Origin of the sequence: Lentzea sp. NEAU-D7 (assembly GCF_026242055.1) — a bacterium.
Taxonomy (GTDB): domain Bacteria; phylum Actinomycetota; class Actinomycetes; order Mycobacteriales; family Pseudonocardiaceae; genus Lentzea.
Genome location: NZ_JAPJDL010000002.1, coordinates 512,955 through 537,972, shown reverse-complemented (window position 1 = coordinate 537,972; position 25,018 = coordinate 512,955). Strand labels below are relative to the sequence as shown.

At 70.0% G+C, this 25,018-nt stretch carries 24 protein-coding genes; 16 read left to right on the top strand and 8 right to left on the bottom strand.

What is annotated here, in order from left to right; all coding sequences use genetic code 11:
• Window positions 1–58: 58 nt before the first annotated feature.
• Window positions 59–2,317: an excinuclease ABC subunit UvrA gene (locus ORI60_RS05895; RefSeq protein WP_266035180.1), complete on the top strand. Its 2,259-nt coding sequence runs from the start codon at window positions 59–61 to the stop codon at window positions 2,315–2,317.
• Window positions 2,314–3,096 (top strand): siderophore-interacting protein, encoded by a 783-nt coding sequence (locus ORI60_RS05890; RefSeq protein WP_266035178.1) that lies wholly within the window; start codon window positions 2,314–2,316, stop codon window positions 3,094–3,096. Before ORI60_RS05895 ends, ORI60_RS05890 begins: the two co-directional genes overlap by 4 nt.
• On the opposite strand, the gene ORI60_RS05885 is transcribed toward ORI60_RS05890, so the two are convergent.
• Window positions 3,086–4,063 carry a methyltransferase gene (locus ORI60_RS05885; RefSeq protein ID WP_266035176.1) on the bottom strand — a complete coding sequence of 326 codons (978 nt, stop codon included), beginning with the start codon at window positions 4,061–4,063 and terminating at the stop codon, window positions 3,086–3,088. The two genes, ORI60_RS05890 and ORI60_RS05885, sit on opposite strands and share 11 nt — an antisense overlap.
• Window positions 4,064–4,159: 96 nt before the next feature.
• Between ORI60_RS05885 and ORI60_RS05880 the strand changes: the two genes are divergently transcribed.
• The gene (locus ORI60_RS05880; protein ID WP_266035174.1) at window positions 4,160–5,371 is read left to right on the top strand and encodes an FAD-binding protein; all 1,212 of its coding nucleotides are present in this window, start codon (window positions 4,160–4,162) and stop codon (window positions 5,369–5,371) included.
• On the opposite strand, the gene ORI60_RS05875 is transcribed toward ORI60_RS05880, so the two are convergent.
• Complete coding sequence (locus ORI60_RS05875) at window positions 5,335–5,913, bottom strand: SRPBCC family protein (protein ID WP_266035172.1); 579 nt, start codon at window positions 5,911–5,913, stop codon at window positions 5,335–5,337. The genes ORI60_RS05880 and ORI60_RS05875 overlap by 37 nt on opposite strands.
• Entirely contained in the window at window positions 5,906–6,403 is a 498-nt protein-coding gene (locus ORI60_RS05870; protein ID WP_266035170.1) for a winged helix-turn-helix domain-containing protein, read from the bottom strand. Before ORI60_RS05870 ends, ORI60_RS05875 begins: the two co-directional genes overlap by 8 nt.
• A 104-nt stretch (window positions 6,404–6,507) precedes the next feature.
• Between ORI60_RS05870 and ORI60_RS05865 the strand changes: the two genes are divergently transcribed.
• A complete protein-coding gene (locus ORI60_RS05865; RefSeq protein WP_266035168.1) occupies window positions 6,508–8,637 on the top strand; it encodes an RICIN domain-containing protein in 2,130 nt (709 codons plus the stop codon).
• Window positions 8,638–8,694: 57 nt separating this feature from the next.
• On the opposite strand, the gene ORI60_RS05860 is transcribed toward ORI60_RS05865, so the two are convergent.
• A complete protein-coding gene (locus ORI60_RS05860; protein WP_266035166.1) occupies window positions 8,695–9,021 on the bottom strand; it encodes a DUF6204 family protein in 327 nt (108 codons plus the stop codon).
• A 69-nt stretch (window positions 9,022–9,090) separates the two neighbouring features.
• Here ORI60_RS05860 and ORI60_RS05855 point away from each other — a divergent pair, with 69 nt between their 5' ends.
• The gene (locus tag ORI60_RS05855; protein ID WP_266035164.1) at window positions 9,091–9,732 is read left to right on the top strand and encodes a transcriptional regulator; all 642 of its coding nucleotides are present in this window, start codon (window positions 9,091–9,093) and stop codon (window positions 9,730–9,732) included.
• A gap of 32 nt (window positions 9,733–9,764) precedes the next feature.
• On the opposite strand, the gene ORI60_RS05850 is transcribed toward ORI60_RS05855, so the two are convergent.
• On the bottom strand, window positions 9,765–11,261 hold the full coding sequence (locus ORI60_RS05850) for a chitinase (protein ID WP_323055877.1): 1,497 nt from the start codon (window positions 11,259–11,261) through the stop codon (window positions 9,765–9,767).
• Window positions 11,262–11,368: 107 nt separating this feature from the next.
• On the opposite strand from ORI60_RS05850, the gene ORI60_RS05845 reads away from it, so the two are divergent.
• Together ORI60_RS05845 and ORI60_RS05840 are read left to right on the top strand one after the other, a co-directional pair.
• A complete protein-coding gene (locus ORI60_RS05845; RefSeq protein ID WP_266035160.1) occupies window positions 11,369–12,133 on the top strand; it encodes an alpha/beta fold hydrolase in 765 nt (254 codons plus the stop codon).
• Window positions 12,134–12,151: 18 nt separating this feature from the next.
• The gene (locus tag ORI60_RS05840) at window positions 12,152–13,198 is read left to right on the top strand and encodes a hypothetical protein (protein WP_266035158.1); all 1,047 of its coding nucleotides are present in this window, start codon (window positions 12,152–12,154) and stop codon (window positions 13,196–13,198) included.
• Between the two features lie 3 nt (window positions 13,199–13,201).
• Here the strand turns inward: ORI60_RS05840 and ORI60_RS05835 are convergent, their stop codons facing one another.
• Together ORI60_RS05835 and ORI60_RS05830 are read right to left on the bottom strand one after the other, a co-directional pair.
• A complete protein-coding gene (locus ORI60_RS05835; RefSeq protein WP_266035157.1) occupies window positions 13,202–14,032 on the bottom strand; it encodes an oxygenase MpaB family protein in 831 nt (276 codons plus the stop codon).
• A gap of 90 nt (window positions 14,033–14,122) precedes the next feature.
• Complete coding sequence (locus ORI60_RS05830; RefSeq protein WP_266035155.1) at window positions 14,123–17,002, bottom strand: alpha-L-fucosidase; 2,880 nt, start codon at window positions 17,000–17,002, stop codon at window positions 14,123–14,125.
• Window positions 17,003–17,199: 197 nt separating this feature from the next.
• On the opposite strand from ORI60_RS05830, the gene ORI60_RS05825 reads away from it, so the two are divergent.
• Window positions 17,200–18,072 (top strand): DUF4231 domain-containing protein, encoded by an 873-nt coding sequence (locus tag ORI60_RS05825; protein WP_266035153.1) that lies wholly within the window; start codon window positions 17,200–17,202, stop codon window positions 18,070–18,072.
• 22 nt (window positions 18,073–18,094) lie between these two features.
• Here ORI60_RS05825 and ORI60_RS05820 read toward each other — a convergent pair whose 3' ends face one another.
• Window positions 18,095–18,481, bottom strand: coding sequence for a TerB family tellurite resistance protein (locus ORI60_RS05820; protein WP_266035151.1), 387 nt, complete (start codon window positions 18,479–18,481; stop codon window positions 18,095–18,097).
• 30 nt (window positions 18,482–18,511) lie between these two features.
• Between ORI60_RS05820 and ORI60_RS05815 the strand changes: the two genes are divergently transcribed.
• Genes ORI60_RS05815 through ORI60_RS05780 form a run of 8 tightly spaced genes read left to right on the top strand, consistent with a single transcriptional unit; the run spans window position 18,512 to window position 25,015 of the window.
• On the top strand, window positions 18,512–19,057 hold the full coding sequence (locus ORI60_RS05815; protein ID WP_266035150.1) for a helix-turn-helix domain-containing protein: 546 nt from the start codon (window positions 18,512–18,514) through the stop codon (window positions 19,055–19,057).
• Between the two features lie 27 nt (window positions 19,058–19,084).
• Window positions 19,085–20,164 (top strand): NAD(P)/FAD-dependent oxidoreductase, encoded by a 1,080-nt coding sequence (locus ORI60_RS05810; RefSeq protein ID WP_266035149.1) that lies wholly within the window; start codon window positions 19,085–19,087, stop codon window positions 20,162–20,164.
• On the top strand, window positions 20,161–20,343 hold the full coding sequence (locus ORI60_RS44580; protein ID WP_308203457.1) for a 2Fe-2S iron-sulfur cluster-binding protein: 183 nt from the start codon (window positions 20,161–20,163) through the stop codon (window positions 20,341–20,343). Before ORI60_RS05810 ends, ORI60_RS44580 begins: the two co-directional genes overlap by 4 nt.
• Complete coding sequence (locus tag ORI60_RS05800; RefSeq protein ID WP_266035148.1) at window positions 20,340–21,530, top strand: NAD(P)/FAD-dependent oxidoreductase; 1,191 nt, start codon at window positions 20,340–20,342, stop codon at window positions 21,528–21,530. The genes ORI60_RS44580 and ORI60_RS05800 overlap by 4 nt, the downstream gene beginning before the upstream one ends.
• Window positions 21,527–22,420, top strand: a complete 894-nt coding sequence (locus ORI60_RS05795) for a dihydrodipicolinate synthase family protein (RefSeq protein ID WP_266035146.1) — start codon at window positions 21,527–21,529, stop codon at window positions 22,418–22,420. Before ORI60_RS05800 ends, ORI60_RS05795 begins: the two co-directional genes overlap by 4 nt.
• Window positions 22,417–23,409: a proline racemase family protein gene (locus ORI60_RS05790; RefSeq protein ID WP_266035145.1), complete on the top strand. Its 993-nt coding sequence runs from the start codon at window positions 22,417–22,419 to the stop codon at window positions 23,407–23,409. Before ORI60_RS05795 ends, ORI60_RS05790 begins: the two co-directional genes overlap by 4 nt.
• A 35-nt stretch (window positions 23,410–23,444) precedes the next feature.
• Window positions 23,445–24,311 carry a hypothetical protein gene (locus tag ORI60_RS05785; RefSeq protein WP_266035143.1) on the top strand — a complete coding sequence of 289 codons (867 nt, stop codon included), beginning with the start codon at window positions 23,445–23,447 and terminating at the stop codon, window positions 24,309–24,311.
• 59 nt (window positions 24,312–24,370) lie between these two features.
• The gene (locus ORI60_RS05780; protein WP_266035141.1) at window positions 24,371–25,015 is read left to right on the top strand and encodes a hypothetical protein; all 645 of its coding nucleotides are present in this window, start codon (window positions 24,371–24,373) and stop codon (window positions 25,013–25,015) included.
• Window positions 25,016–25,018 lie beyond the last annotated feature (3 nt).

Here is a 25,018-nt window from a genome sequence, read left to right as displayed (position 1 = left end):
TAAAGTACCCTCGTTGGTCGATACTTTACGCCATAAAGAATCAATGGGGGAAGCAGCCTTGAACGCTGTCGCCGACAGCCATGACGTGATCCAGGTCCGCGGAGCCAGGGAGAACAACCTCGCGGACGTGTCGCTCGACGTCCCCAAACGCCGGCTGACCGTCTTCACCGGCGTGTCCGGCTCCGGCAAGTCCTCGCTGGTCTTCGGCACGATCGCGGCCGAGTCCCAGCGCATGATCAACGAGACCTACACCGCGTTCCTGCAGTCCTTCATGCCGTCGATCGGCCGCCCCGACGTGGACGCGCTGCACAACCTGAGCGCGGCGATCATCGTCGACCAGGAGCGCATGGGCGCGAACTCCCGCTCGACCGTCGGCACCGCCACCGACGCGCACACGATGCTCCGGATCGTGTTCAGCCGCCTGGGCGAGCCGCACGTCGGCACGTCCGGCGCGTTCAGCTTCAACCTGCCCGAGGGCATGTGCCCGGCCTGCGAGGGCCTGGGCAAGGTCACCACCATCGACGTGGACGCCATCGTCGATCGGAGCAAGTCGCTCAACGACGGCGCGATCGACGCCCCGAACTACGGCGTGGGCACCTGGTACTGGCAGGTCCTCGCGAACTCCGGCCTCTACCCCGCCGACCAGCCGATCTCGACGTTCACCGAGCAGCAGCTCGACGACTTCCTCTACAAGCCGACGACGAAACTGAACATCGGCGGCACCAACGTCACCTACGACGGCCTGATCTCCAAGCTGCAACGCACGATCCTGAGCAAGGACCGCGAGTCCATGCAGCCGCACATCCGCGCGTTCGTCGACAAGGCCGTCACGTTCGCCCCCTGCCAGAGCTGCGGCGGCGCCCGGCTCAACCAGGCCGCGCTGAACTCGAAGATCCGCGGCGTGAACATCGCGGACTGCTGCGCGATGCAGATCAGCGACCTCGCGCAGTTCGTGCACGCCATCGACGACCCGTCCGTCGCCCCGCTGCTCGCCACCCTGCGGGGCACGCTCGACTCGCTGGTCGAGATCGGCCTCGGCTACCTCTCACTCGACCGCGAGTCCGGCACGCTGTCCGGCGGCGAGTCGCAGCGCGTGAAGATGGTGCGGCACCTGGGTTCCTCGCTCACCGACATCACCTACGTGTTCGACGAGCCCACCGTCGGCCTGCACCCGCACGACATCCAGCGGATGAACAATCTCCTGCTCCTGTTGCGGGACAAGGGGAACACCGTGCTCGTCGTCGAGCACAAGCCGGAGACCATCCAGATCGCCGACCACGTCGTCGACCTCGGCCCCGGCGCGGGCGCGGGCGGCGGCCACGTCTGCTACACCGGCGACGTGGCCGGGTTGCGCGCGTCCGGCACGCTGACCGGCCGCCACCTCGACCACCGGGCCAAGCTGCGCTCGGAGTTCCGCTCCCCTAGGGGTTTCCTGACGATCAGCGGTGCCAGCACCAACAACCTCAAGGACGTCTCGGTCGACCTGCCGCTCGGCGTGCTGACCGTGGTCACCGGCGTCGCGGGCTCCGGCAAGTCGTCGCTGATCCACGGCTCGCTGCGCGGGCGGCCGGGCGTCGTGACGGTCGACCAGTCGCCGATCCGCGGCTCGCGCCGGTCCAACCCCGCCACCTACACCGGGCTGCTCGACTCGGTCAGGACCGCGTTCGCCAAGGCCAACGGGGTGAAGGCCGCGTTGTTCAGCGCGAACTCCGAAGGCGCCTGCGAGAACTGCAAGGGCATCGGACTCGTCTACACCGACCTCGCGATGATGGCCGGTGTCGCCTCGGTCTGCGAGAAGTGCGAGGGCAAGCGGTTCACGCCCGAGGTGCTGCGCTACACGTTGCGGGGCAGGAACATCAGCGAGGTGCTCGGCATGTCCGTCGCCGAGGCGCGTGACTTCTTCCCCTCCGGGCAGGCCCACGCCGTGCTCAGCCGCCTGCACGACGTCGGCCTGTCGTACCTCTCGCTCGGCCAGCCGCTCACGACGTTGTCCGGCGGTGAGCGGCAACGGCTGAAGCTCGCCATCCACATGGCGGAGAAGGTCTCGACCTACGTGCTGGACGAGCCGACGTCCGGCCTGCACCTCGCGGACGTGGACCAGCTGCTCGGCCTGCTCGACCAGCTGATCGACGCCGGCAACACGGTGATCGTCATCGAGCACCACCTGGCCGTGATGGCGCACGCCGACTGGATCGTCGACATGGGCCCCGGCGCGGGCCACGACGGTGGCCAGGTCGTCTTCTCCGGCACCCCGGGCGAGCTCGTGTCCACTTCGGACACCCTCACCGCCCGGCACCTGAAGGAGTACCTGGCATGAGCCTGCTGACGGTGGCCTCCGTCGCACCGCTGACCCCGCGCATGACCCGCGTGACGTTCGACGGCCCCGGCCTCGACGAGCTCGAGACCTGGCCGGACCAGCAGCTCAAGCTCCTCTTCCCCCGGCCAGGCGGGTCCGCGCACGTGTCGGACTCCTCGGACGCCGGCACCTGGTACCAGGCGTACCTGGCGATCCCGGAACCCGAACGGCCGTGGATGCGCAGCTTCACCGTCCGGTCGCTGGCCGACGGCGTGCTGACCGTCGACTTCGTGCTGCACGGGGACACCGGCCCGGCGTCGCGCTGGGCCGCCACCGCTCAGGCCGGTGACGTCATCGGGCGGTTCGGGCCCTCCCGCGACTACGCCCGCCCGCTCGGCACCGCGGACCTGCTGGTGTTCGCGGGCGACGAGACGGCGCTGCCCGCGATCGCCTCGCTGCTGGAACTGCTGCCCGGCTCCCAGCGACGACTGGCGTTCGTCGAGGTCGCGGACCCGGTGGAGGAGCAGGACGTCCCCGGCGTGCGGTGGGTGCACCGCAGCGCCGGGGAAGACCTGGTCTCGGTGGTGACGGCGGCCGGGGTGCCGTCGTCGGCATGGGTGTGGCTCGGCGGCGAGGCCTCCGCGGTACGGGCGCTGCGCAGGCACTTCGTCGGCCTGGGCGTGTCCAAGCGGGACATCGAGTTCTCCGGCTACTGGCGGCGCGCGCTCACCCAGGACGACGCCCCCACCGCGGACGACCTCGCCGAGGCCCGGGAACGGCTCGCCGCGCTCAGCGAGTGAACTCCAGCAGGCTGCGCCCGTCGGTCACCTGAGTCACGGACTCCAGCCGGAGTCCGTGCGCCGACGCCAGCCGTTCGAAGTCGTGGAGCCCTCGGTCACGCCCGCCGAAGTGCACGAGCATGACGAGGTCGAACTCGGTGCTCTCGCCGAGGGACTCCACGACGAGGATCCGCCCGCGCTCCCCGGCGGCCTCCGCACACCGGGCCAGGATCCGGTGCGCCCGCTCGTCGTCCCAGTCGTGCAAGATGTCGAACAGCAGGTAGGCGTCGGCTCCGGCCGGCAGCGGGTCGAAGAAGCTGCTCCCGGTCACCTCGGTGCGGTCTGCGAGGCCGTACAGGCCGAGCACCGCACGGGCGCCTGCGGCGGTCTCCCCGAGTTCGACGAGGTGGCCGCGCATCGCCGGGTTCGCGGTGAGGATCGCGGCGAGCAGGCTGCCGTGCCCGCCACCGACGTCGACGAGCGTGCCGAACCGCGACCAGTCGTAGTTCCTGACGACCTGGGGCACCCAGTTCCGCATGCGGTCGGTCATCTGCCGGTCGAACGCGTCACGCAGGTGCCGGTGCTCGGCCAGGTCGGTCCAGAAGTCCTGGCCGTAGCGCACCGGGTAGGCCGGTCCGCCGGTGCGGACGCTGTGGATCAGGTCGACGAACGCCAGATCGGCGCGGCCGGCGGCGGAGTCGTGGTGCAGCAGGTTGTTCAGGCCGTTGCCCACGTTCACGCAGAGCAGCGCGCCGAAGTACGTCGTGCGGTAGCCCGACGCTGTTCGTTCGACCACCCCGAGGGTCGTCAGGTGGGCGAGCAGCAGGTCGAGCGCGAGCGGGTCGAGGTCCAGTTCCGGTGCGAGTTCGTGGGCGGTGGCGGGGTTGTCACGCAGGCGATCGGGCAGTCCCAGGGTCACGGCGACCCGGAGCGCCATCGGCGTGATCAGCCCGGACATCTGTCGAAGCCGTTCTACGTCGTGGTCCACGTGGATCCACCTTGCCACCAAGGACAACTCAATTTTGGTCAACACTGAAGCAATAGTGCAGTTCACTCACAGCGCTATGACGCCTAACGTGTGCATATGAGCACCAACTGGGCCGGCAACGTCACCTTCACCTCGGCCGAGACCGTGGCCCCAGCCTCAACCGAAGACCTGCGTGCGCTCGTGCGCGGCTCATCGGCCGTGCACGTCGTCGGCTCGGGACACTCGTTCAGCACGATCGCCGACACGACCGGCACGCTGGTGTCGCTGGCGGCCATGCCGGAGATCTTCGAGGTGTCCGGCCACGCGGTGCGGGTGAGCGCGGGCATGACGCTCGCCTCGCTGGCCGTCCGGCTGGAGGCGGCGGGCCTCGCCCTGCACACGCTGCCGTCGTTGCCGCACATCACCGTGGCCGGTGCGATCGCCACCGCCACGCACGGCTCCGGGTCCCGGTCGCTGGCCGGTGCCGTGCGGTCCGTCGAGGTCATGCGCGGTGACGGCTCGGTCGTCGAGCTCACCTCCGCGGGCGCGCCGGTGTCGATGGGCGGCCTCGGTGTCGTCACGACCGTGACCCTGGACGTGGTGCCGTCGTTCCAGGTCGCGCAGACGGTGTACGAGGACGTCGCCTGGACGACGCTGCTCGTCCGGCTGGAGCAGATCTTCGACGGCGCGTACAGCGTGAGCGCGTTCGTCGACTGGCAGGGCGGTGCGACGCTGTGGGCGAAGCACCGGGTGGGCGACGAGGAGTTCGCCTTCCCGGGGCGGCCGGCGGCCGAACCAGCGCACCCGGTGCCCGGTCAGCCCGCCTCCCGCTGCACGCTGCAGGGCGGCGTGCCCGGCCCGTGGCACGAGCGGCTGCCCCACTTCCGCGCCGAGTTCACCCCGTCGGTCGGCGAGGAGCTGCAGACCGAGTACTTCGTGCCGCGGACCCGCGCGGTGACGGCGCTGCGGGCGCTGGCCGAGATGTCGACGGTGATCTCACCGCTGGTGCAGGCCTGCGAGATCCGCACGATCGATGCCGAGCCGCAGTGGCTCAGCCCCGCCTTCGACCGCGACAGCCTCGCGATCCACTTCACCTGGGTGCCCGACACCCCGGCCGTGCTGAGGCTGCTGCCCCGCTTGGAGGAGGCGATCGCGCCGCGGCCGCACTGGGGCAAGCTCTTCACGGTGCCACCGGCCCTGCTGGCGGCCCGCTACCCGCAGTGGGACGCCTTCCGGGCCTTGCTGCGCGAGCACGACCCGAAAGGCGTCTTCCGCAACGAGTTCCTGACCCGCTACTTCGGGTCCGCCACGTCCGCGGGCCCCTTCTGACGCAGCGCCTCCAGCTCGTCGTCGGAGAACCCGTAGGTCGTCACGACGGTCATCTTCGCGCTGGTGACCACCAGTCCCGGACCGAACGCCCCGACCACGACGCCGCGCTGGTTCGCCGACTCGAAGAACGGACTGCCGCTCACCCCGAGGTCGACCTCGGAGGGCCAGAACAGCGTCCGGCGCTTCTGTCCGGGGTGGTACTCGTGCGCGAACTTCAGCTGGTGCAGGAACGTGATCCAGCCCTCGGTGATGTCGTCGTAGTAGTCGTCCCACTCGGGTGAGGTGCCCTTGGGCGCACGGGTCAGCACGACGCGGGTGCCTTCCGGAACGGTGCTCAGCACGAACGTGTCGTGGCCCTGGACGACCAGCGTGGTGCCGTCCTCCTCGGCGTTCGCGAAGTAGATCTCCTCGATCTCGGCGTCGAGCTCCGGGATGTCCCAGCCGTGCCAGTGGCGCAGTTTCTCCTTGTCGCGGAACGACTGCCACACTTCCGCCACCGGTGCGGCCACGGTGATCTCGATCTGGACGCCTTCGTCACTCATCTGCCGCTCCGGGATGGCCCATGGCGACCACCCGGTACGGGCGGCCTGCGTCGGTGTCGTACTTCAGCGCGATCTGCCGCACCGCTTCGGCGAGGTCGCTGGTGAACTCGTGGACGTCGCCGGGCGCGCCGAAGCGGACGGTCGTCTCCACGGTGAACGTGAGCAAGCGTTTTCCCGCCGAGGCCGCGGCGCCGGACATCCGCTCGACCTCGCGCGCCGCGTCCCCGGCGACCGACACCAGGTGCGTCGCGGCGAACTGGTCCTGGACACCGGCGGCGATCTCGCGACCGGGCTTCGCGCGCAGGACGCGCTCGACGCAGCCGCGCCGCTGCCGTTGTTCCACCAGTTCGACGAGTCCCGCCTGCTCCAGGGCTCGCACGTGGTAGTTGACCCGCTGCCTCGGCAGGTCGAGAGCCGCCGCGAGCTGCGTCGCCGAGGCGGGCGACTTCAGCAGTTCCAGCAGCGACAGGCGCAACGGCGACAGCTCCACACCCGCACGGTGCCATTTGACAAATCGATTTGGCAATACCGGAACGCGACCGGAAACAGTAAGGTTCGTTGACGGTTGCATCGAACCACCCCACCCTGTGACCGGTGAGAACCCCCCTGCTGGTGGCAGCGTTGGCAGCAGCGGCGATCGTTCCCGTGTGGACGGTCGCGGCGCAGGCCGACGTGGTGCCCGGAACCGCTTATCAAGTGACGAACGTCGGCAGCGGAAAGTGCGTGGAGTCGCTGGGAACGGCCAACGGCGCACAGCTCCGCCAACAAGGATGCTCAGGGCAGACCTGGACCTTCACGCCCACGAGCGACGGCTACTTCACCGTCGGCCAGGGTCAGGTCTGGGACGTCTCGAACGTCTCGGTCGCGGACAACGCCGCTGTCCACATGTGGCAGTCGTTCAACGCGAACAACCAGCAGTGGCGCCCCGAACAGGTCGGCACGGACACCTACCGGTTCGTGAACCGCCACAGCGCCAAGTGCCTCGACGTGCCCGGTGCGTCCACCGCCGACGTCCAGCTGGTCCAGTACACCTGCAACGGGACCAACGCACAGCTCTTCCGCCTCGCCGGCGGCACGCAGCAGCCGGGCCAGCCCGACTTCGGCCCGAACGTGCTCGTCTTCGACCCGTCGATGCCCGCGGCCACCATCCAGGCGCGGCTCGACGACATCTTCCGCCAGCAGGAAGAGGGTCAGTACGACGCGCGCCGGTACGCGATCATGTTCAAGCCCGGCAACTACAACGTCGACGTCAACATCGGCTTCTTCACCCAGGTCCTCGGCCTGGGCATGCTGCCGGACGGCGTGACGATCAACGGTCAGGTGCACGTCGAGGCCGACTGGTTCCAGGGCAACGCGACGCACAACTTCTGGCGCGGCGCGGAGAACCTCGCGATCCGGCCGCCCTCGGGCACCAACACCTGGGCCGTGTCGCAGGCGTCCGCGATGCGCCGCACCAAGACCTACGGCAACATGCAGCTCGACGACAACGGCTGGTCCAGTGGCGGTTTCCTCGCCGACTCCGTGGTCACCGGCCAGGTCCGCTCCGGTTCGCAGCAGCAGTGGCTGTCGCGCAACACCGAGTGGGGCTCGTGGACCGGCGAGAACTGGAACATGGTGTTCGTCGGCGCGCGCAACGCGCCGCAGACCTCGTTCCCCGAACCGCCGTACACGAACGTGGCGCAGACCCCCGTCGTGCGCGAGAAGCCGTTCCTGAACGTCGACGGCGGCGGCAACTACAACGTGTTCGTCCCGGCGCTGCGCTCGAACACCAGCGGCACCACCTGGGCCTCGGGCACCCAGCAGGGCACGAACATCCCGCTGTCGCAGTTCTACATCGCGAAGCCGGGCACCTCGGCGGCGACGATCAACGCGCAGCTCGCGGCCGGCAAGCACCTGCTGCTCACGCCGGGCGTCCACCAGGTGAGCGAGCCGATCCGCGTCACCCGTCCCGACACCGTCGTGCTGGGCCTCGGTCTCGCGACCGTCATGCCCACCAACGGGAACATGGCACTGGACGTGGCCGATGTGGACGGTGTGAAGATCGCCGGGATCCTCATCGACGCGGCCCCGACCAACTCGCCGCTGCTGATGCAGGTCGGCGCTCCGGGCAGCAACGCCAACCACTCCGCCAACCCGACGTCGCTGCACGACGTGTACGCGCGCATCGGCGGCTCGGCCGTCGGGCGGGCCACGACCTCGTTGGTGGTCAACAGCCACAACGTGATCGGTGACCACCTGTGGCTGTGGCGCGGCGACCACTCCATCGGCGTCGGCTGGGACCTCAACACGGCCGACACCGGCCTGATCGTCAACGGCAACAACGTGACGATGTACGGCCTGTTCGTCGAGCACTACCAGAAGTACCAGACCATCTGGAACGGCCAGGGCGGCCGGACGTACTTCTACCAGAACGAAATGCCGTACGAGGTGCCCAACCAGGCGGCGTGGATGAACGGCTCGACCCGCGGCTACGCGGCGTACAAGGTCTCCAACAACGTCACGACGCACGAGGCGTGGGGCCTGGGCAGCTACGCCTTCATGAACGCGAACCCGTCGGTGGTCGCCGATCGGGCGTTCGAGGTGCCGAACACCCCCGGCGTGAAGTTCCACAGCATGGTGACCGTGTCGCTGGGCGGCAAGGGAACCATCCAGCGGATCATCAACAACTCGGGTGGCACGGCGACCGCCGGTTCCACCGAGGCCTACCTGGCGAACTACCCGTGATCACGCGGTGAACCGACGGCCCCGCACTCTCCCTGGAGCGCGGGGCCGTCCCTTCGGTCAGCCCAGCCGCTTCGGCCGGTTGACCTTCATCTCGTCCATGTCGGTGACCTTGGCCTTCAGGCCCTTGAAGTCGACGCCGAGCGCGTCGAGCGCGGTCGAGGCGCGCCGCAGTCCCGCGTCGTCCGGCTTCTCGGCCGCGGTGAGGATCACGCGGTAGCTGAAGAAGTCGAGCTTCTCGTCGTAGGTCAGCGCGCCCTCTTCGCTGAACCCGGCGTCGCGCAGGAAGTCGAAGCCCTTCAGACGCTCCCGCAGCGTCACGCGCTGGTCGTCGGTGAGGTCGGCGAAACGTCCGCGGACGAGAACTCGGTAGGTGTGTTCAGCCACGAGCGAAGATGCTCCCCGATCCCGTGCCGGTCTGGCGAACGATTTCCCGTCTGCGGAAGAATCCGGACCATGAACGCAAAAGAGCTGGTCACGCGCATCCGGACCGAGCTGCACCCCGGTGAGCACGACAACCTCGTGGTCAAGCTGATCGAGACCGGACAGGCGCCGCGCGCTGTGATCGCCACGTTCGCCGCCGAGGAGAACCACATCGTGTCGTCGGACTGGCGAACATTCCTGGCGCTCGCGAGCAAGGCGGGCGAACCGAACGCGCGGGGGTTCTTCACGTTGCTCGCGGGCGGCGAGGAGCTGGTGCTGCCGATGCTGGAGCCGCTCGCGAAGGCGGCGGGCATGTCCGCCAAGGACTTCCACGCCTACGAACCGTTCCCCGGCTGCCAGGCCTACCCCGCGTACCAGGCGTGGATGGCGCTCAACGGCGAGCCGGCGGACGTGATCCTCGCGATCCTGGCGAACTTCACCGCGTGGGGCGGGTACTGCGCGCGGATGGCGAAGGGGCTGCGCGAGCACTACGGGTTCAGCGACGAGGCGTGCGCGTTCGTCGACTTCTTCGCGACGCCCGCGCCGCAGCTCGAGGAGCGTGCGATCGCCGCGATCCAGGCCGCCCTCGACGCGGGCTGGCAGCCGAAGCACGCGTGGCGCTATGGCCGCCTGCTGCAGGCCTACGAACTGCAGTTCTGGTCCACCCTGGCGTAAGGGATGGGGGCGGCGATGCCGCCCCCACACCGTCATCGGGGCAGGTAAGCCCGGTGGGCCTTGGAGAACTCGTAGTTGTTGTACTTGTCCCAGTTGATCGACCACGTCATGAGGCCGCGCAGGTTCGGGTACACGCCCTTCGGCTTGTAGGTGCCGCACCGGGTGCCCTTGGTGAGGCAGTCCAGCGCGGTCTGGACGTCCGCGACGGACGTGAACCCGTTGCCCGCGTACATTGCGGCGGGCAGGCCGATCGCGACCTGTTCCTGGCGCAGCGGCGCGAAGACCTTCGACGTGTCACCGCGCACCGGGAACCCGGCGAGCAGCATGTCGGTCATCGCCACGTGGAAGTCCGCGCCACCCATGTTGTGGTACTGGTTGTCCAGCCCCATCACGGGTCCGGAGTTGTAGTCCTGGACGTGCAGCAACGTCAGGTCGTTGCGCATGGCCTCGATCACCGGCAGGTACGCGCCCGTGCGCGCGTCACCGGTGCCCGTGCCGCCGTAGAACTGGTAGCCGACCTGCACGAAGAACGTCTCCGGCGCCATCGTGAGCACGAAGTCGGCTCCGTAGCGGGCCTTCAGCGTCCGCAGTGCCGAGATCAGGTTCACGACCACGGGCGTGGTCGGGTTCCTGAAGTCGAGGTCGCCGGGGTTCAGCGACAGCGAGTGGCCCTCGAAGTCGACGTCGAGCCCGTTCAGCCCGTACTTGTCGATGATGGCGCTGACCGAGCGCACGAACGCGTCGCGCGCCGCCGTGGTCTCCAGCCGGACCTGGCCGTTCTGGCCGCCGATGGAGATGTTGACCTTCTTGCCCTTCTGCTGCTGGGCGCGGATGCCGGCGATGAACTCGGCCTCGGACTCGACGTTCGGGCACTCCGCGACCGGGCACTGGCTGAACCGCAGGTCACCACTCGTCGCGCTGGTGGGTTCGGCGAACGACAGGTTGATGACGTCCCACTCGTCCGGCACGTCCTTCATCCGGATGTAGCCGGAGCCGTTGGCGAAGCTCGCGTGCAGGTAGCCGACGAGCACCTTGCGCGGCAACTGCCCCGTGGGCGGCTGACCGGTCGTGGTCGTCGTCGTAGTAGTCGTGGTCGTGGTGGTGGCCGTCGTGCTCGTGGTCGAACTGGTCGTCGGGCCGGTACCACCGGTGCAGACGGCGCCATTGACCGTGCAGTTCGACGGGTCGGCGGTGCCGGCGGCGTTGAAGCCGAACGTCACGCTGGCGCCGGGCGCGACGGAGCCGTTGTACTCCCGGTTGACGAACGTGTGGTGGTTGCCGCTCTTGGTGAGCAGCGAGTCCCAGTAGGCGCCGACGGTGGTCGAGGCCGGGTAGTCGAACTCGACCTTCCAGGAGCTGATGGCAGCGCTGGTCTCGTTCTTGATCGTCACCGTCGCGGTGTAGCCGCTCGCCCAGCCGTTCTTGGCGAACGTCGCCGTGACTCCGGCGGCACTGGCGGGGGCGAGGCTCACGATCACGGTGCCGAGCACCAGTGCGGCCACCGCGGATATTCGAGCGAACAACAGCATGGGTTCCATCCCTCACGCGTTGGCGGCCGGCAGGGGGTCACCCCGAATTGGACTAGACCATCTATCGGGAAGTCAAGGTTCTGGTCGCGGCACTAGACTTGGCGGTCGTGCCTCATGCTCGTGCCGCCGACGGAACCAGGCTCTTCTACTCGGTCGAGGGCTCCGGGCCTCCCCTGCTGCTGATCGCGGGCCAGTCGAACTCGTCGCGCTGGTGGTCACAGGTCCGGGAGGACTTCTCCGCGCGGTTCACGACGATCGTCACCGACCACCGCGGCACCGGTTCCAGCGACAAGCCCGACGTCCCGTACAGCACGCGGATGTTCGCGTCCGACTGCGTCGCGATCCTGGCCGACGCGGGGATCGGCAGGGCGCACGTCTACGGCACCTCGATGGGCGGGCGGATCGCGCAGTGGATCGCGGCGGAGCACGGCGAGCACGTCGACCGGCTGGTGCTGGGCTGCACCTCCCCCGGCGGCGCGCACGGCGTCGAGCGCAGCGCCGAGGTGCGCAGGTCGCTGGCGCAGGTCGAGCCGATGAAGGCGCGCAGGGCGTTGGAGGAGCTGATGTACACACCGGCCTACCGCGGCCCGTACAACACGCTCGGTGACCCGCAGATGCCGCCGTACGCGCGCAAGCGGCACCTCTTCGCGAGCGCGGAACACGACGCGTGGGACGTGCTGCCGTCGATCACCGCACCGACCCTGGTGGTGCACGGCACCGAGGACGTCTTCAACCCGACGGCCAACGCTCCCCTGATCACGTCACGCATCCCGGGCGCCCGGATGCACCTGATCGAGGGCGCGCGACACGGCTACTTCGAGGAGTTCGCGAGCGAAGCGACGCCGCTCGTGGTGAACTACCTGGAGGGCTAGCTCATCTCTGGGGGATGCATGCGCAAGGCACCTGTCGTCCTGCTCCTCCTGTCCCTGTTCGCGTTTCTGCCCGCCCCGGCGTCGGCCGCCGACCTGCCCGGCGGCAAGGCCAACTTCGTCGTCGCGCTCGGCTCGTTCAAGGCCGGGACCGCGAGGGACAACTGGGTACGGCTCGGGAACTACCAGTTCACGTCCGACGGCGGCGTGCGGGCGCGGACCTACCTCTGGTGGCAACGCCACCCGGTCGCTCGTCAGCGCACCGGAACGACACCCGACCCGACCTGTACGACCAGGTCGAACGCGGTCGGTCAGACCCTGGTGCGCGCGTGCGAAGTGCTGACCGCCGGGGGCTTCATGGACTCCCCTCCCGAGACGAGGACGGGCAGGTACTCGCTGGACGGCGACAAGCTGCAGATCACCTGGACCGATGCCGGCCAGGCCTGGTCGGAGCAGTGGATCATCGCGACCAGTCCGGACGGCAAGCTCGTCCGCCTCGACCAGGCGTTCAACACCCTGGCCACGGTCGGCTACGCCTACGGCAGCAACGCCTCCCTGAGCACCAGCCGTTCCGCGTCGACCGTGCGGGCCTTCCCCGGCACGCTCCTGCAGGACTACCAGGGCTGGACGCACGACGCGCTCAACCACGGCGTGGGCGGCGCGTTCAAGATCGGGTCGTTCCGCACCTGCGCCACCACGACCTGGTGCCTGACCTACCTGCAGCCTTCCTCGGAGAAGGCCTGTCAGGAACAGCCCAGCTGTCCCGGCACGGGCGGCGGCAGTGCGATCAACGACAGTTCGCTGCAGAACTACATCCAGCGCATCTCCAGCAGCGACCGCAGGGACACCCACTGGCACTGGTGCACGTGCCTCACGAGGAACTCGAACGGCACCGACATCGAATCCTGCTACACGGGCAACTCCCACGTGAAGCCGATGATGCAGATCATCGACGACGACGGCGCCTTCCGCGGTTGGGTGGGCGTCGAGGCGTCCTTCTACCCGCACAGCAACAACCCGCGCTTTCAGGACATGCTGTCGACCTTCCGGGTCAGCGACTTCCGCTGACCCTCAGCTCGTGACCCACCGCAGGCCGCGCATCAGCGCGTGGCCCGCGACCCGCACGCCGGTGGCCTCCGAGATCGGCAGGTAGGGCAGCCGGAGCGGCATCCGCGCCCACACCGGCAGCGTGGCGACCGCCGTGGCGCTCAGGATCGCGTACGGCCCCCGTGCCAGCAGCGGCAACGGTGCCTTGAACAGCAGGAACCTGGCCGCTTCGCGCGCCTCGGGCGTTCCCTTCAGCTCGGCCCGGTACGAGTCGAGCTTCGCTTCGAGCGCGGCGGTCGTGCGCGGCGGGTCGGGGATGCCCATGGCGTCGGCGATGACCGCCATGTCGGCGACGTAGCCGTCGTAGTCGTCGAGCGGCTTCTCGCCGTAACGCTGGTGGCAGCGCAGGAAGCTGTCGACCTCGGCCACGTGCACCCACCCCAGCAGGTGCGGGTCGTCGGCGCGGTACGAGCGGCCGTCGGGCGCGGTGCCGTGGATGTGCCGATGCACACGCCCGAGCCGTTCGACGGCCTTGAGCGCGTCCTCGGCGGTGCCGTAGGTGGTGACGCCCACGAACAGGCTCGTGCGCTGCAACCGGCCCCACGGATCGGTCAGGTAGTCGGAGTGCTGCGCCACCGCCGCCATCGCCAGCGGGTGCAACGACTGCAGCAGCAACGCCCGCAGCCCGCCGATGAACATGGCGTGATCGGCGTGCACGTGCCGGATCGGCCGGTCGTCCGCGAACAGCCGCGGGCCGGGCGCGCCGTGGATCCTGCGCGCGTGCTCCTCCCGCTCTGGACCCACGACCTTCTCGAAGAGACCCTGACTCACCTGCCGCCGCAATGCCTCCAGCATCACCCCATGATGCGCGCCGGTTCCTGAGAAAGGCACCCCGCCGGGGCAGGGTGCCTTTCAGCGGCCGACCGGTCGAGCACGTCCTCTCACCTAGGCAAGTGCGATCTGGTCCAGATCGGGAGCACCGGCGGTGTCGTTGCCGAACCTGATGGTGTTGGCACCGGCATTCAACGCCACCGGGATCTCGGCCACGTAAGGGGTGTTGTTGCCGACCCCGTCGAGCCTGACCTCGACCGGCGCTTCCCCGTTGACCGCCACGAAGTACGAACGCGGCCCGTTCACCGTGAACTGGACGAACAGCCGGTAGGACCGCGTCTCCGGCACCGTCACCTGAGGGAAGGTCACCGCGGCGTCCGGGCTGCCACCGATGTTGCGCACCTTCTCCGCGCCGGAGCACGCACCGCAGTTCGCCAGGCCTGTGCTGCCGAACTGGTTCGCCGAGTCCTCGGCCTCGCGCACGAACACGCGGCCGGCGGGCCTGGTGCGCATCGGCACCGCGCCCGAGACCTTCCGGTCACCGCCCAGCAACCGGAACGAGGCGGTGACGGGGATGCTCACCGAGCCCACGTCCTGCCCGGCGGGCGAGGTCGCGGTCCAGGTGCCTTCGAGCAGACCGGCGAGGCGCATCGACGTCCACACAGCGGGTGCGCCGGTCAGCGTCCAGCCGGCGGGCAGCGACGGTGCCAGCGAGACGTCGTCGATCTGGTCGTCGGCGTCGAGCCGGAGGCGCGCGGTGATCTTCACGGACTGCTGGCCCGGCCCGGTCCACTGCACGCCATGGGGCTGCACGGTCAGGGTCGTCTTCGGCGTGTAGTCCGACGGTGGCAGCCCGCCGACCGAGACGCGGTCCAGGCCGAACCGGCCGGCGCCGAAGACCTTCACGGTGTTGCGGCCCGCGTTCAACGGGACCGCGATCGACGCCGGGTCCGGCACGTCGGCGCGGTCCTTCGGCACCGCGACGGACACCGGTTCCGCGCCGTTCACGGAGACGGACACGGTGGACGCCTCAGCCGCCGTCACGTCCAGCCGCAAGGCGTAACTTCCAGTCGTGGCAACGGAAACGTCGTAGTAGGTCACGGCGTCGCGCTCACCGCCGCCGAGGCCGGCCACCTGCCTCGTGCCGGAGCAGGCCGCGCAGGACTCGGTGCGAACCGAACCCGACCGCGACGCGTCCTCGGCCTCCAGCGCGCCGTCCCCCGGCCCGCGCGGATAGCTGTGGCCGACGCGGATCTCGTCGATCTTCAGCTGCCTGGAGTAAGCCGGCGCCTGCGGTCCGCCCCAGGTGCCGAGCACGGTCAGCTTCAGGAACCGGGCCTCCTGCGCGCCGATGTCGATGAACTGGGTGCCACGGGCCGAGGGCAGCGCGCCGCTGCGGACGTGCCACCAGGTGCGGCCGTCGTCGGACGCCGTGAGCTGGTAGTCCTTGACGCGGCTCGAGTCCTCCGGCCTGCCGAACGACACGCGGGCGTGCGTCGGCGACGACTCGCGCTGGTTGATCGCGAGGAACGAGGCCTTCCTGCGGCGCCCCAGGTCGAGCGAGATCGACACGGGCTGGGCACCGGCCGCGTCCCAGTACGTCTCGTGGCTGCCGTCGGTGAGGTTCGAGGCGGGGAACCCGTTCGCGGACGAGGTCGCCGAGGCCTTCACGTCCGTGTGGAAGCCCTGCCGGCCAAGGGTGTCCACGGCGAACACCGTGTCGTACTCGTCCCACTGCGTGATGCCCTGGATCGTCAGGTGCCCTGCCGACTGCGTGAACCGCAGCCGCTCGCCGGTCCGCAGGTCACGGACGCCGGTGACCCGGTACCCGTTGTCCCGCAGGCGGACGAAGTCGGCACGTGGCCGGGTCACGACGTGGACGTACTGCCTGCCGGTCCTGGGGTTGATGGTGATCACGCCGTGCGCGCCGTCGTTCCAGAACCCCGGCTGCATGCCGCCGTACATGTACCCGCCGCCCTCGACGCCCTGGACCGACTCGCGGATCGGCGGCACCCACCGCGCCATGAAGTCGTTGTAGGCCTCCTGCCGCGCGGGCATCCTGCCGTTCACCATCGGCGTCTCGGCCATCAGCGACTTGATCGACGAGCCCGCGTTGGTGATGTAGCGGCCGGTGTTCAGGCGGGTGTCGACGGCGTGGTCGCCACCGTCGTACCACCAGTCGCCGGTGGTGGGCAGCTTGTAGCAGGCCTCGGACAGGCGCGGCATCGGCGTGAAGGTCGCCGCCGGGTAGTCGTAGGACGGGACCATGCCGGTCTTCTGCTCGTTCGAGACCGTGTCCATGATCGGCGTGTCCTCGTTGTTGTTGCTCAGCAACCAGGTCGGCCGCAGTGCCCGCACCTGCTCGTAGAGCCTGTTGCGCTCCCAGTACTCGTTGTCGTTGTCGATCCAGAACCCGGCGAGGTCGTCGTAGTTCTTCATCACCTCGAAGAAGAGGTCGTAGCTGTACCGGCCGAAGCCTTCCCGCGTGGTGAGGTCGACCTGCTCGCCCTTGTGCGCGGAGTAGGCGGCCGAGTCGAGCATCTGCACGCCCTGCTCGCTGTGCCACTGCGGGTCGTCGGTCATGTAGAGGACGACCTTGACGCCCTTGGCCTTGCCCGCCCGGACGAGCTCACCGAGCAGGTCGCGTCCGGTGGCGCAGCTCCCGGGGATCTTCGACGGCCACGGCCGTGCGTAGCCGAGCCTGCTGTGGAACGTCGCCAGCACGACGTAGGAGGCGCCGAGCTTGCGCGCCTCGTCGATCCAGTAGTCGGCGGTCCAGCCGCCACCGGTGACGTCCCGCTCCCACTCGGCGCAGTTCAGGTGCTTCGGGGCGGTGAACATGCCCCAGTGCAGGAACAGGCCCGCGGTGGACTGGCGCAGCCACTCCTGCCGCGGATGGCGCACCTCGGCCTGCGCGGGCCCCTGGGCCACCGCGGTGAGCAAGCTTGCGAGCAACACGGCCACCACGGCCGCACACACACGACGTACTCCCATGCGCCACGCTCTTCTCGTCCGGGGCGGCGGCGAGAAGATCCGATGATTGCAACCGGAACGAGGGCGGTCAAGTCCTCTTGTTGGCGCAAACACCCGAACTCATCGGATCAATTCAAGATCACCCTCGCGGTCCGGCGGCGCCGTGATAATCAAGCCGTGGGCTGACCACGATCAACTTCGGCGCACGAGAACAGGACATGATGAACGACGAGCACCTGCCCGGCTTCTACCACGACGCGGAGGCGGTCTCCCGGCTCGGTCAGCGGCTCACGCTGCTGTTCAGCAGGGTGCGGCTGATCGGCGCGGTGGTCGCGGCGGTGGGTGGTGCGTTCAAGTGGCAGCTCGGCGGCACCGGTGTCGACGTCTGGGCGTGGGTGGCGCTGGGCGGGTTCCTCGTCGCCCTGTTCGGCGAGCTGCTGCTGTGGGTCATGCACCCGGAGCTGAAGTGGAACGCGGGCAGGACCGTCGCCGAACGGGTCAAGTCGCTGGCGTGGCGCTACGCCGTGGCGGGCGCCCCCTTCCCCGGCGGCGCCCAGGACCCCCGCCACGCCCTGGAGCTCGCCATCGCCGACGCGGTCAGGGACCACCGCGGGGAGGTCATGCTCACCAGCACGAACGACGCGGGCGAGCGGGTCATGACCGAGCTGCGGGCCAGGCCGTTCGACGAGCGCAGGACCACCTACCGCGAGGCCCGCGTGCGCCCGCAGCTGCAGTGGTACCGCGACAGGTCCGCGATGAACGAGACCCGCGCGACGGTGTTCCGCGTCCTGATGATCGTCGGCGAGCTCGTCGCGATCGTCTTCGCCATCCTGCGCATCAACGGCGTCTGGGACGTCGACCTGTCCGGTGTGATGGCGGCGGCCGTCGCGGGCGGCGCGGCGTGGATCGGGCTGCGGCAGTACGAGAACCTCAGCGTCCGCTACGCGACGGCGGCCGGGGAGCTCGCGGACGTCGACCGGCGACTCCCCTACGCGGCGGAGAGCGACTGGGCCTCGGTGGTCGCCGAGGCCGAGGCCGTGATCGGCAAGGAGCACTCCGCCTGGCTCGCGACTCGGCCCAGCACGACCTGACCGGCCAGGCGGGTGCGTCCCGTCAGCCCAGCGCCTCGACGACCTTGGTCACCATCGCGCGTTCCGCCGCCGCCACCTCGCCGTCCGCACCGGCCACCGAGCGGCACATCTCCGACACGGCCGCGCGGAAGATCGGCACGTCACGCGGCTCGTGGGCGTTGATGATCGCCACGGAGTCGCGCAGCGCGGCCAGGACCCCGGACTCCACTTCGGACGTGGAGCCCTTCGGCAGCGAGGGCGGCGCGGCGGCGATGACGGCGCGCATGTCGTCCGGCAGCAGGGTGATGGCCCTGACGCCGGCCTGGCTCTCCTCGTCGACCGAGCCGGGGTCCGCAGTGGACACCAGCACCATGGCACCGAAAACGGCCGTGCGGAGGGTCTGCCCCTCCGCCTCCGTGTACGCAGTCATGGGTGCAAGCCTATGCAACGATCAGCGACCATGAGTGCGGGTCAGGTGCTTGGCGCCAACATCAGGGCGTTCCGCGAGCAACGCGGGCTGTCGCTGTCGGAGCTCGCGCGGCGGTCGTCCATCGCCAAGGGCACGCTGTCCCAGCTGGAGAGCGGCGCGGGCAACCCGACGATCGAAACGGTGTTCAGTTTGTCGAACGCTCTGGACGTGCCGGTGTCCGAGCTCGTGACCGAGCGGACGACACCGGACGTCGTGCTGGTGCGCGCCCGCGACGTCGAGGTGCTCAGCAGCAACGCCGTCGACCTGCGGCTGATGCGGCGGATGGACATCGGGGACACCGTGCTGGAGATCTACGACCAGCGGGTGCGGCCCGGCGCCGTCCAGACCAGCGAAGGTCATCCCGGCAAGGAGCACGTGCTGGTCACGGGCGGCCGCCTGCTCGTGGGGCCGGTGGACGCGCCGTACGAGCTGGGGCCGGGCGACTACGTGTGCTTCCCCGGCTCGGCGCCGCACTCGTACGAGACCATCGGCGGTGAGGTGAGCTCGGTACTGGTGCTGGAGTATCCGAAGCACTAACGTTCATTCTATTGAACGGAGGTGGCCATGCAGCCGGACGTGGTGGTGATGGGCGCGGGCATCATCGGGGCCGCGTGCGCCCAGGCCCTGCGGGCGCGCGGCCTCGCCGTCCTCGTCGTCGACCGCCACGGACCCGCGTCGGGCACCAGCGCGGCCGGCGAGGGCAACGTGCTGGTCAGCGACAAGGAGCCGGGCCCGGAGCTCGGCCTCGCCCTGGCGAGCCGCGCCCTGTGGCCGGAGCTCGCGGACGACGCCGAGTGGGAGGAGAAGGGCGGCCTGGTCGTCGCCACGACCCCCGAGGCGGTCGTCGGGCTGCAAGCCTTCGCCGCGGCCCAGCGCACGGCAGGCGTCGACGCCTGCGAGATCAGCGCGGCGGACGCGCTGGCCTGCGAGCCGCACCTGAACCCCGGGATCACCGCCGCCGTCCACTACCTGCAGGACGCGCAGCTCAACCCGGTCAAGGCCACCCGGACCCTGCTGCGCGGCATCGAGGTCAGGCGCACCGAGGTGTCCTCCGCGGACGGCCGGAGCGTGACCACGTCCGACGGCGTGATCAGCTGCGGCGCGGTCGTCAACGCCACCGGCCCCTGGGCGCGGCACTTCGGCGTCAACGTGCTGCCCCGGCGCGGTGTGGTGCTCGTGACCACGCCGATCCCCGGCAGGATCCGGCACAAGGTCTACGACGCGGACTACGTCGGCGCGGTCGCGAGCGGCGACGCGGACCTCCAGACGTCCGGCGTGGTCGAGTCGACCCAGGCGGGCACGGTGCTGATCGGGTCGAGCCGCCAGCGCAAGGGCTTCGACGACACCATCGAGAGCAAGGTGCTGAAAGCACTGGCGCGCAGAGCGATCGCGATGTTCGCGATGCTGGCGGACGTCCCGGTCATGCGCGCGTACGGCGGCTTCCGCCCGTACGCGCCGGACCACCTGCCGATCATCGGCGAGGACCCCCGCACGCCCGGCCTGTGGCACGCCACGGGTCACGAGGGCGCGGGCGTCGGGCTGGCCCCGGCGACCGGGCGCCTGCTCGCCCAGCTGCTCACCGGCGAGGACCCCCTGGTGGATCCCCGCCCGTTCCGCGTCGACCGGCCGGAGGTGATGGTGTGAAGGTGACGTTCAACGGCCTGCCGCGCGAGGTCGCGCACGTCGCGGAGTTGTTGCCGGGAAGGTACTTCTGCGGCATCGGCGTGTGCTTCGGCTGCGTCGCGGAGATCAACGGCGTGCCCGAGGTGCGCGCGTGCCGCCACCCGCTGCGCGACGGCGACGTGATCAGGACGACGTCGTGAGGGTCGTCGTCGTGGGCGCGGGTCCCGCCGGAATGGCGGCCGCCCGGACGGCCGCCGACGCGGGCGCCGAGGTCACGATGGTCGACTCGGAGCCGGAGGCCGGCGGCCAGTACCTGCGCGGCCGGGCCAGGTTCGGCCACGCCGGGGTGACGCACCTCAAGAACACCGAGGCCTGGCTGGTGGAGGGTGACGCGCTGCACCTGCGCGGACCGGGGCTCCTGCGGTTCGACGCGCTGGTCGTCGCCACCGGCGCCTACGACCGCCCCCTGCCGTTCCCCGGCTGGGACGGTCCGGGCGTGATCACCGCGGGCGCCGCCCAGGCCCTCGCCAAGCAGGGCGTCACGCTGGCCGAACGCGTGATCGTCACGGGCACCGGGCCGTTCCTGCTGCCGGTCGCGACCGCGTTGCAGGACCTCGGCGCCACCCTCGTCGGCGTCTACGAGGCCTCCTCGCCCACCCGGTGGCTGCGCGAGTCCCGGGCGGTGCTCGCCAACCGGCACAAGATCGGCGAGCTCGCGGGCTACCGGAAGGTGCTGCCCCGCCTGGAGACCCGCACCGCCGTCATCGCCAAGCACGGCGACCGCGTGACGGTCGCGAAGCTCGACAGCCGGTGGCGGCCCGTCGGCCACCGCACCGAGCACGCCGACCTCGTCTGCGTCGGCTACGGCTTCCTGCCCCGCACGGACCTGGTGCCGCACGCCCGCCGCACCGGCGACTTCCTCGACGTCGACGAACGCCAGCGGACGTCGATCGGGAACGTCTACGCGGCCGGTGAGGTCACCGGCATCGGCGGCGCCGACTTGGCCGAGGCCGAAGGCGTCGTCGCCGGAGCCGCCGCGGCCGGCCACGAACCGCCCGCGAAGGCCGTGGAGGCGGTCCGCAGGGGACGACTGTTCGCCGGTGCCCTGGCCAGGGCGCACGAGGTCCAGCCCGGCTGGCGGACGTGGCTGAACCCGGACACCACCGTGTGCCGCTGCGAGAAGGTCCGTCTCGAGGACCTGACCGACGCCACGAGCATGCGCGAGCTCAAGCTCACCAGCCGTGTCGCGATGGGCCGCTGCCAGGGCCGCATCTGCGCCCGCAACGCCGCCGAGCTGACCGGCGTCCCGTTCGACGGCCAGCGCCGCGTCATCGCGGTCCCGATCCCCCTTGGCGAACTCGCCGACCTCCCGGAGGAACAGTCATGACCGAACGCCTCGACGGCGTCATCGTCGCCACCGCGCTCCCCTACGCGGAAGACCCGAAGGCCCCCGCCGGGCTGCGTCCCGACCTGGACAGGTTCGCCGAGCACTGCCGGTGGGTCGTCGACAGCGGCTGCCGCGGCGTCGGCCCGAACGGCTCGCTCGGCGAGTACTCGTCGCTGACCGACGCGGAACGCCGTGAGGTCGCGCAGACCGCCATCGCGGCGGTCAAGGGCCGCGGCATCGCGGTCATCGGCGTGCACGGCGTGGGCGCGCACCAGGCCCGGCACTGGGCCGAGCTCGCGGCCGAGGACGGCGCGGACGGCGTGCTGTGCCTGCCGCCGACGATGTACCGGGCCAACCGCGGCGAGGTCGTGCACCACTTCCGCGAGGTCGCGAAGGCCGGGCTGCCGATCATGGTCTACAACAACCCGATCGACACCAAGGTCGACCTCACCCCGGACCTGCTGGCCGAGCTCGGCCAGATCGAGAACGTCGTGGCGGTCAAGGAGTTCTCCGGTGACGTCCGGCGCGTGCTGGAGATCCGCGCCGCCGCCCCGCACCTCACCGTCGTGGCGGGGGCGGACGACGTCGTGCTGGAGAGCCTGCTGATGGGCGCGAAGGGCTGGTTCGCGGGTTACCCCAACGTGTTCCCGGCCGAGAGCAAGCAGCTGTTCGACCTGGCACTGGAGGGCAGGCTCGACGAGGCGCGGGCGTTGTACGAGAAGCTCGTGCCGGCGTTCCGCTGGGACTCGCGCACCGAGTTCGTGCAGGCCATCAAGCGTTCGATGGACTACGTCGGCCGCTACGGCGGTCCGTGCCGTCCCCCGCGCGGCCCGCTGAGCCCCGAACAGCTCGCGCAGGTCGACGCCGACATGAAGCTGGCGACGTCATGAGGTTCTCGAAGTACTTCAGCGCCGTCGACTCCCACACCGAGGGCATGCCGACGCGGGTCATCACCGGCGGGGTAGGCGTGATCCCCGGCGAGACCATGGCCGAGAAGCGGCTCAACTTCATCAAGAACCACGACCACATCCGCAGGTTGCTGGTCAACGAGCCGCGTGGCCACGCGGCGATGAGCGGCGCGATCCTGCAGCCGCCGACCCGCCAGGACGCGGACTGGGGCGTGCTGTTCATCGAGGTCTCCGGCCTGCTGCCGATGTGCGGGCACGGCACGATCGGCGTCGCCACGGTGCTGGTCGAGACCGGCATGGTCGAGATGACAGAACCTGTCACGACCGTGCGCCTGGACACCCCCGCAGGTCTGGTGCTCGCCGACTACGACACCCGCACGAAGCTCGTGACGATCCGCAACGTCCCGTCGTACGCGCACGAGCTGGACGCCGTGGTGACCGTGCCCGGACTCGGCGAGGTCCGCTACGACATGGCGTACGGCGGCAATTTCTACGCGATCGTGCCGCTGGCGGACTTGGGCATCCCGTTCGACCGTGTGGAAAAAGAACGGATTCTGGCCGCTGGTCTGTCCATCATGGACGAGATCAACGCGGTGAACCGGCCGGTGCACCCCGTGGACGCGGCGATCGGCGGGTGCAAGCACGTCCAGTTCGTCGCGCCGGGGAACGACGGCGCCCACTCGCGCAACGCGATGGCGATCCACCCCGGCTGGTTCGACCGATCACCCTGCGGCACAGGCACTTGCGCCCGGATGGCACAGCTCCACGCGCGCGGGGACCTCGGCATCGGCGAGGACTTCGTGAACGAGTCGTTCATCGGCACGAGGTTCGTCGGCCGGCTGCTGGAGGAGGTCCCGCTCGGCGACCGCACGGCCGTCGTGCCCACCGTGGCCGGACGGGCGTGGATCACCGGCATGGGCCAGTACCTCCTGGACGAGACCGATCCGTTCCCCGAGGGGTTCGCGCTCTAGCCAGGCCGCCACCCCTTGTCACTAGAGTCAAGTGCGTGACAACGACGCCCAGTCTGGAAGCGCTGCTGCGCATCGGACCGTTCCACTCGGCGCTGCGCGCGGCCATCCGCCGGCGTGGCCTGACGCTGGAACGGCTCCGGCTGCGACTGCGGCAGCAGGACGTGGCGGTCGCGCTGTCGACGCTGAGCGACTGGCAGCAGGGGCGGGTGCGGCCGGTCTCCCCGAAGTCGCTGCGGGCCGTGGCGGTGCTCGAAGAGCTGCTGGAAGTACCGCCGCGCTCGCTGCTCGCCCTGCTGGAGCACACCGGCCCGAGCGGATGGCCGGACGTCGTGCCCGGCATGCTGCCCGGCTTCAACGCCAACGACCTGGAGATCCTCTCCCGGCACGACAGGGTGTTCGTGGACGCGGAACGGCACGCCTCGCGCGTCCACGCGCAGATGGTCGTCCGCGCCCGCCACGACGGCGTCGACAGGTTCTACGCGCACTACTTCTGCGACGACTCGGCCGAGACCGCGGAACTGCGGCAGGAGCCCGTCCGCAACTGCCGTCTCGGCCGGTCCACCCGTCACGAGGCCGAGCGCGTGGTCGTCCACGAACTGCTCTTCGACAAGCCGTTGCGGGAGGGCGAGACGTGGGTCTTCGAGTTCGTCGCGCACGACCCCACGCGGCTCGACAGCGTCGAGTACGCGCACGGCGTGCGTTGTTTCCTCGCGCAGAGCCTGATCGAGGTGCACTTCGACCCCGCGGCGCTGCCGGTCGACCCGCACGTGTACCTGCAGGACTGGGAGGAGCGGGAACCGCACCGGACCATCGACCTGGTGCCGGACCACACGAACTCCGTGCACCACTTCGAGACTGACGTGTCGGTGAACTGGGTAGGTATCCGCTGGAGGTGGGCCTAGGCCCCGTCCTGCACCGCCTCCAGGTCGCTCGCCCACCGAACGCACAGGACAGGACCTGGATGATCACCACCGAGTACGTCCCCGGAGCGCCGGCCTGGATCGATCTGGGCACCTCGGACGAGGCGAAGGCGGCCGAGTTCTACAGCGGCGTGCTCGGCTGGGAGTACCAGCCGCTCGACACGCCGGGCACCGGCGTCTTCACCCGCGAGGGCCGGGCGGTCGCCGGGCACGTGACCTCGCGGCCCGGCTCGTGGACCGTCCACTTCGCCGGGACCTCGCCCGCCGCGGAGATCCGGCTGACCGACCCGCACGGCGAGGAGTTCGGCGTGTGGCAGGGTCCCGCCGGGCTCGGCGCGGTGTCGATCCCGGGATCGCTGACGTGGCTGGAGCTCCACTCCCCCGCGCCCAGCGCGTCCGCGGCCTTCTACCGCTCGCTCTTCTCGTGGGAGATCCAGGTGATCCCCGGCGCGCCCGGCCAGTTCCTGCAGCCTGCGGGCACCGGCGCGGGCCGGATGTTCGGTGCGATCGTCGCGGACTCGCAGGCCTTCTGGCTGCCGTACTTCGAGGTGGCCGACGTGGACCAGGTGGCGGCCGCCGCGCCGGTGCTCCTCGCGCCCCACGACCTCGACGGAGTCGGCCGGATCGCGGTGCTCGTCGACCCGTTCGGCGGCCGGTTCGGCGTCATGCGTTCCGTTACCTCCTGAAGG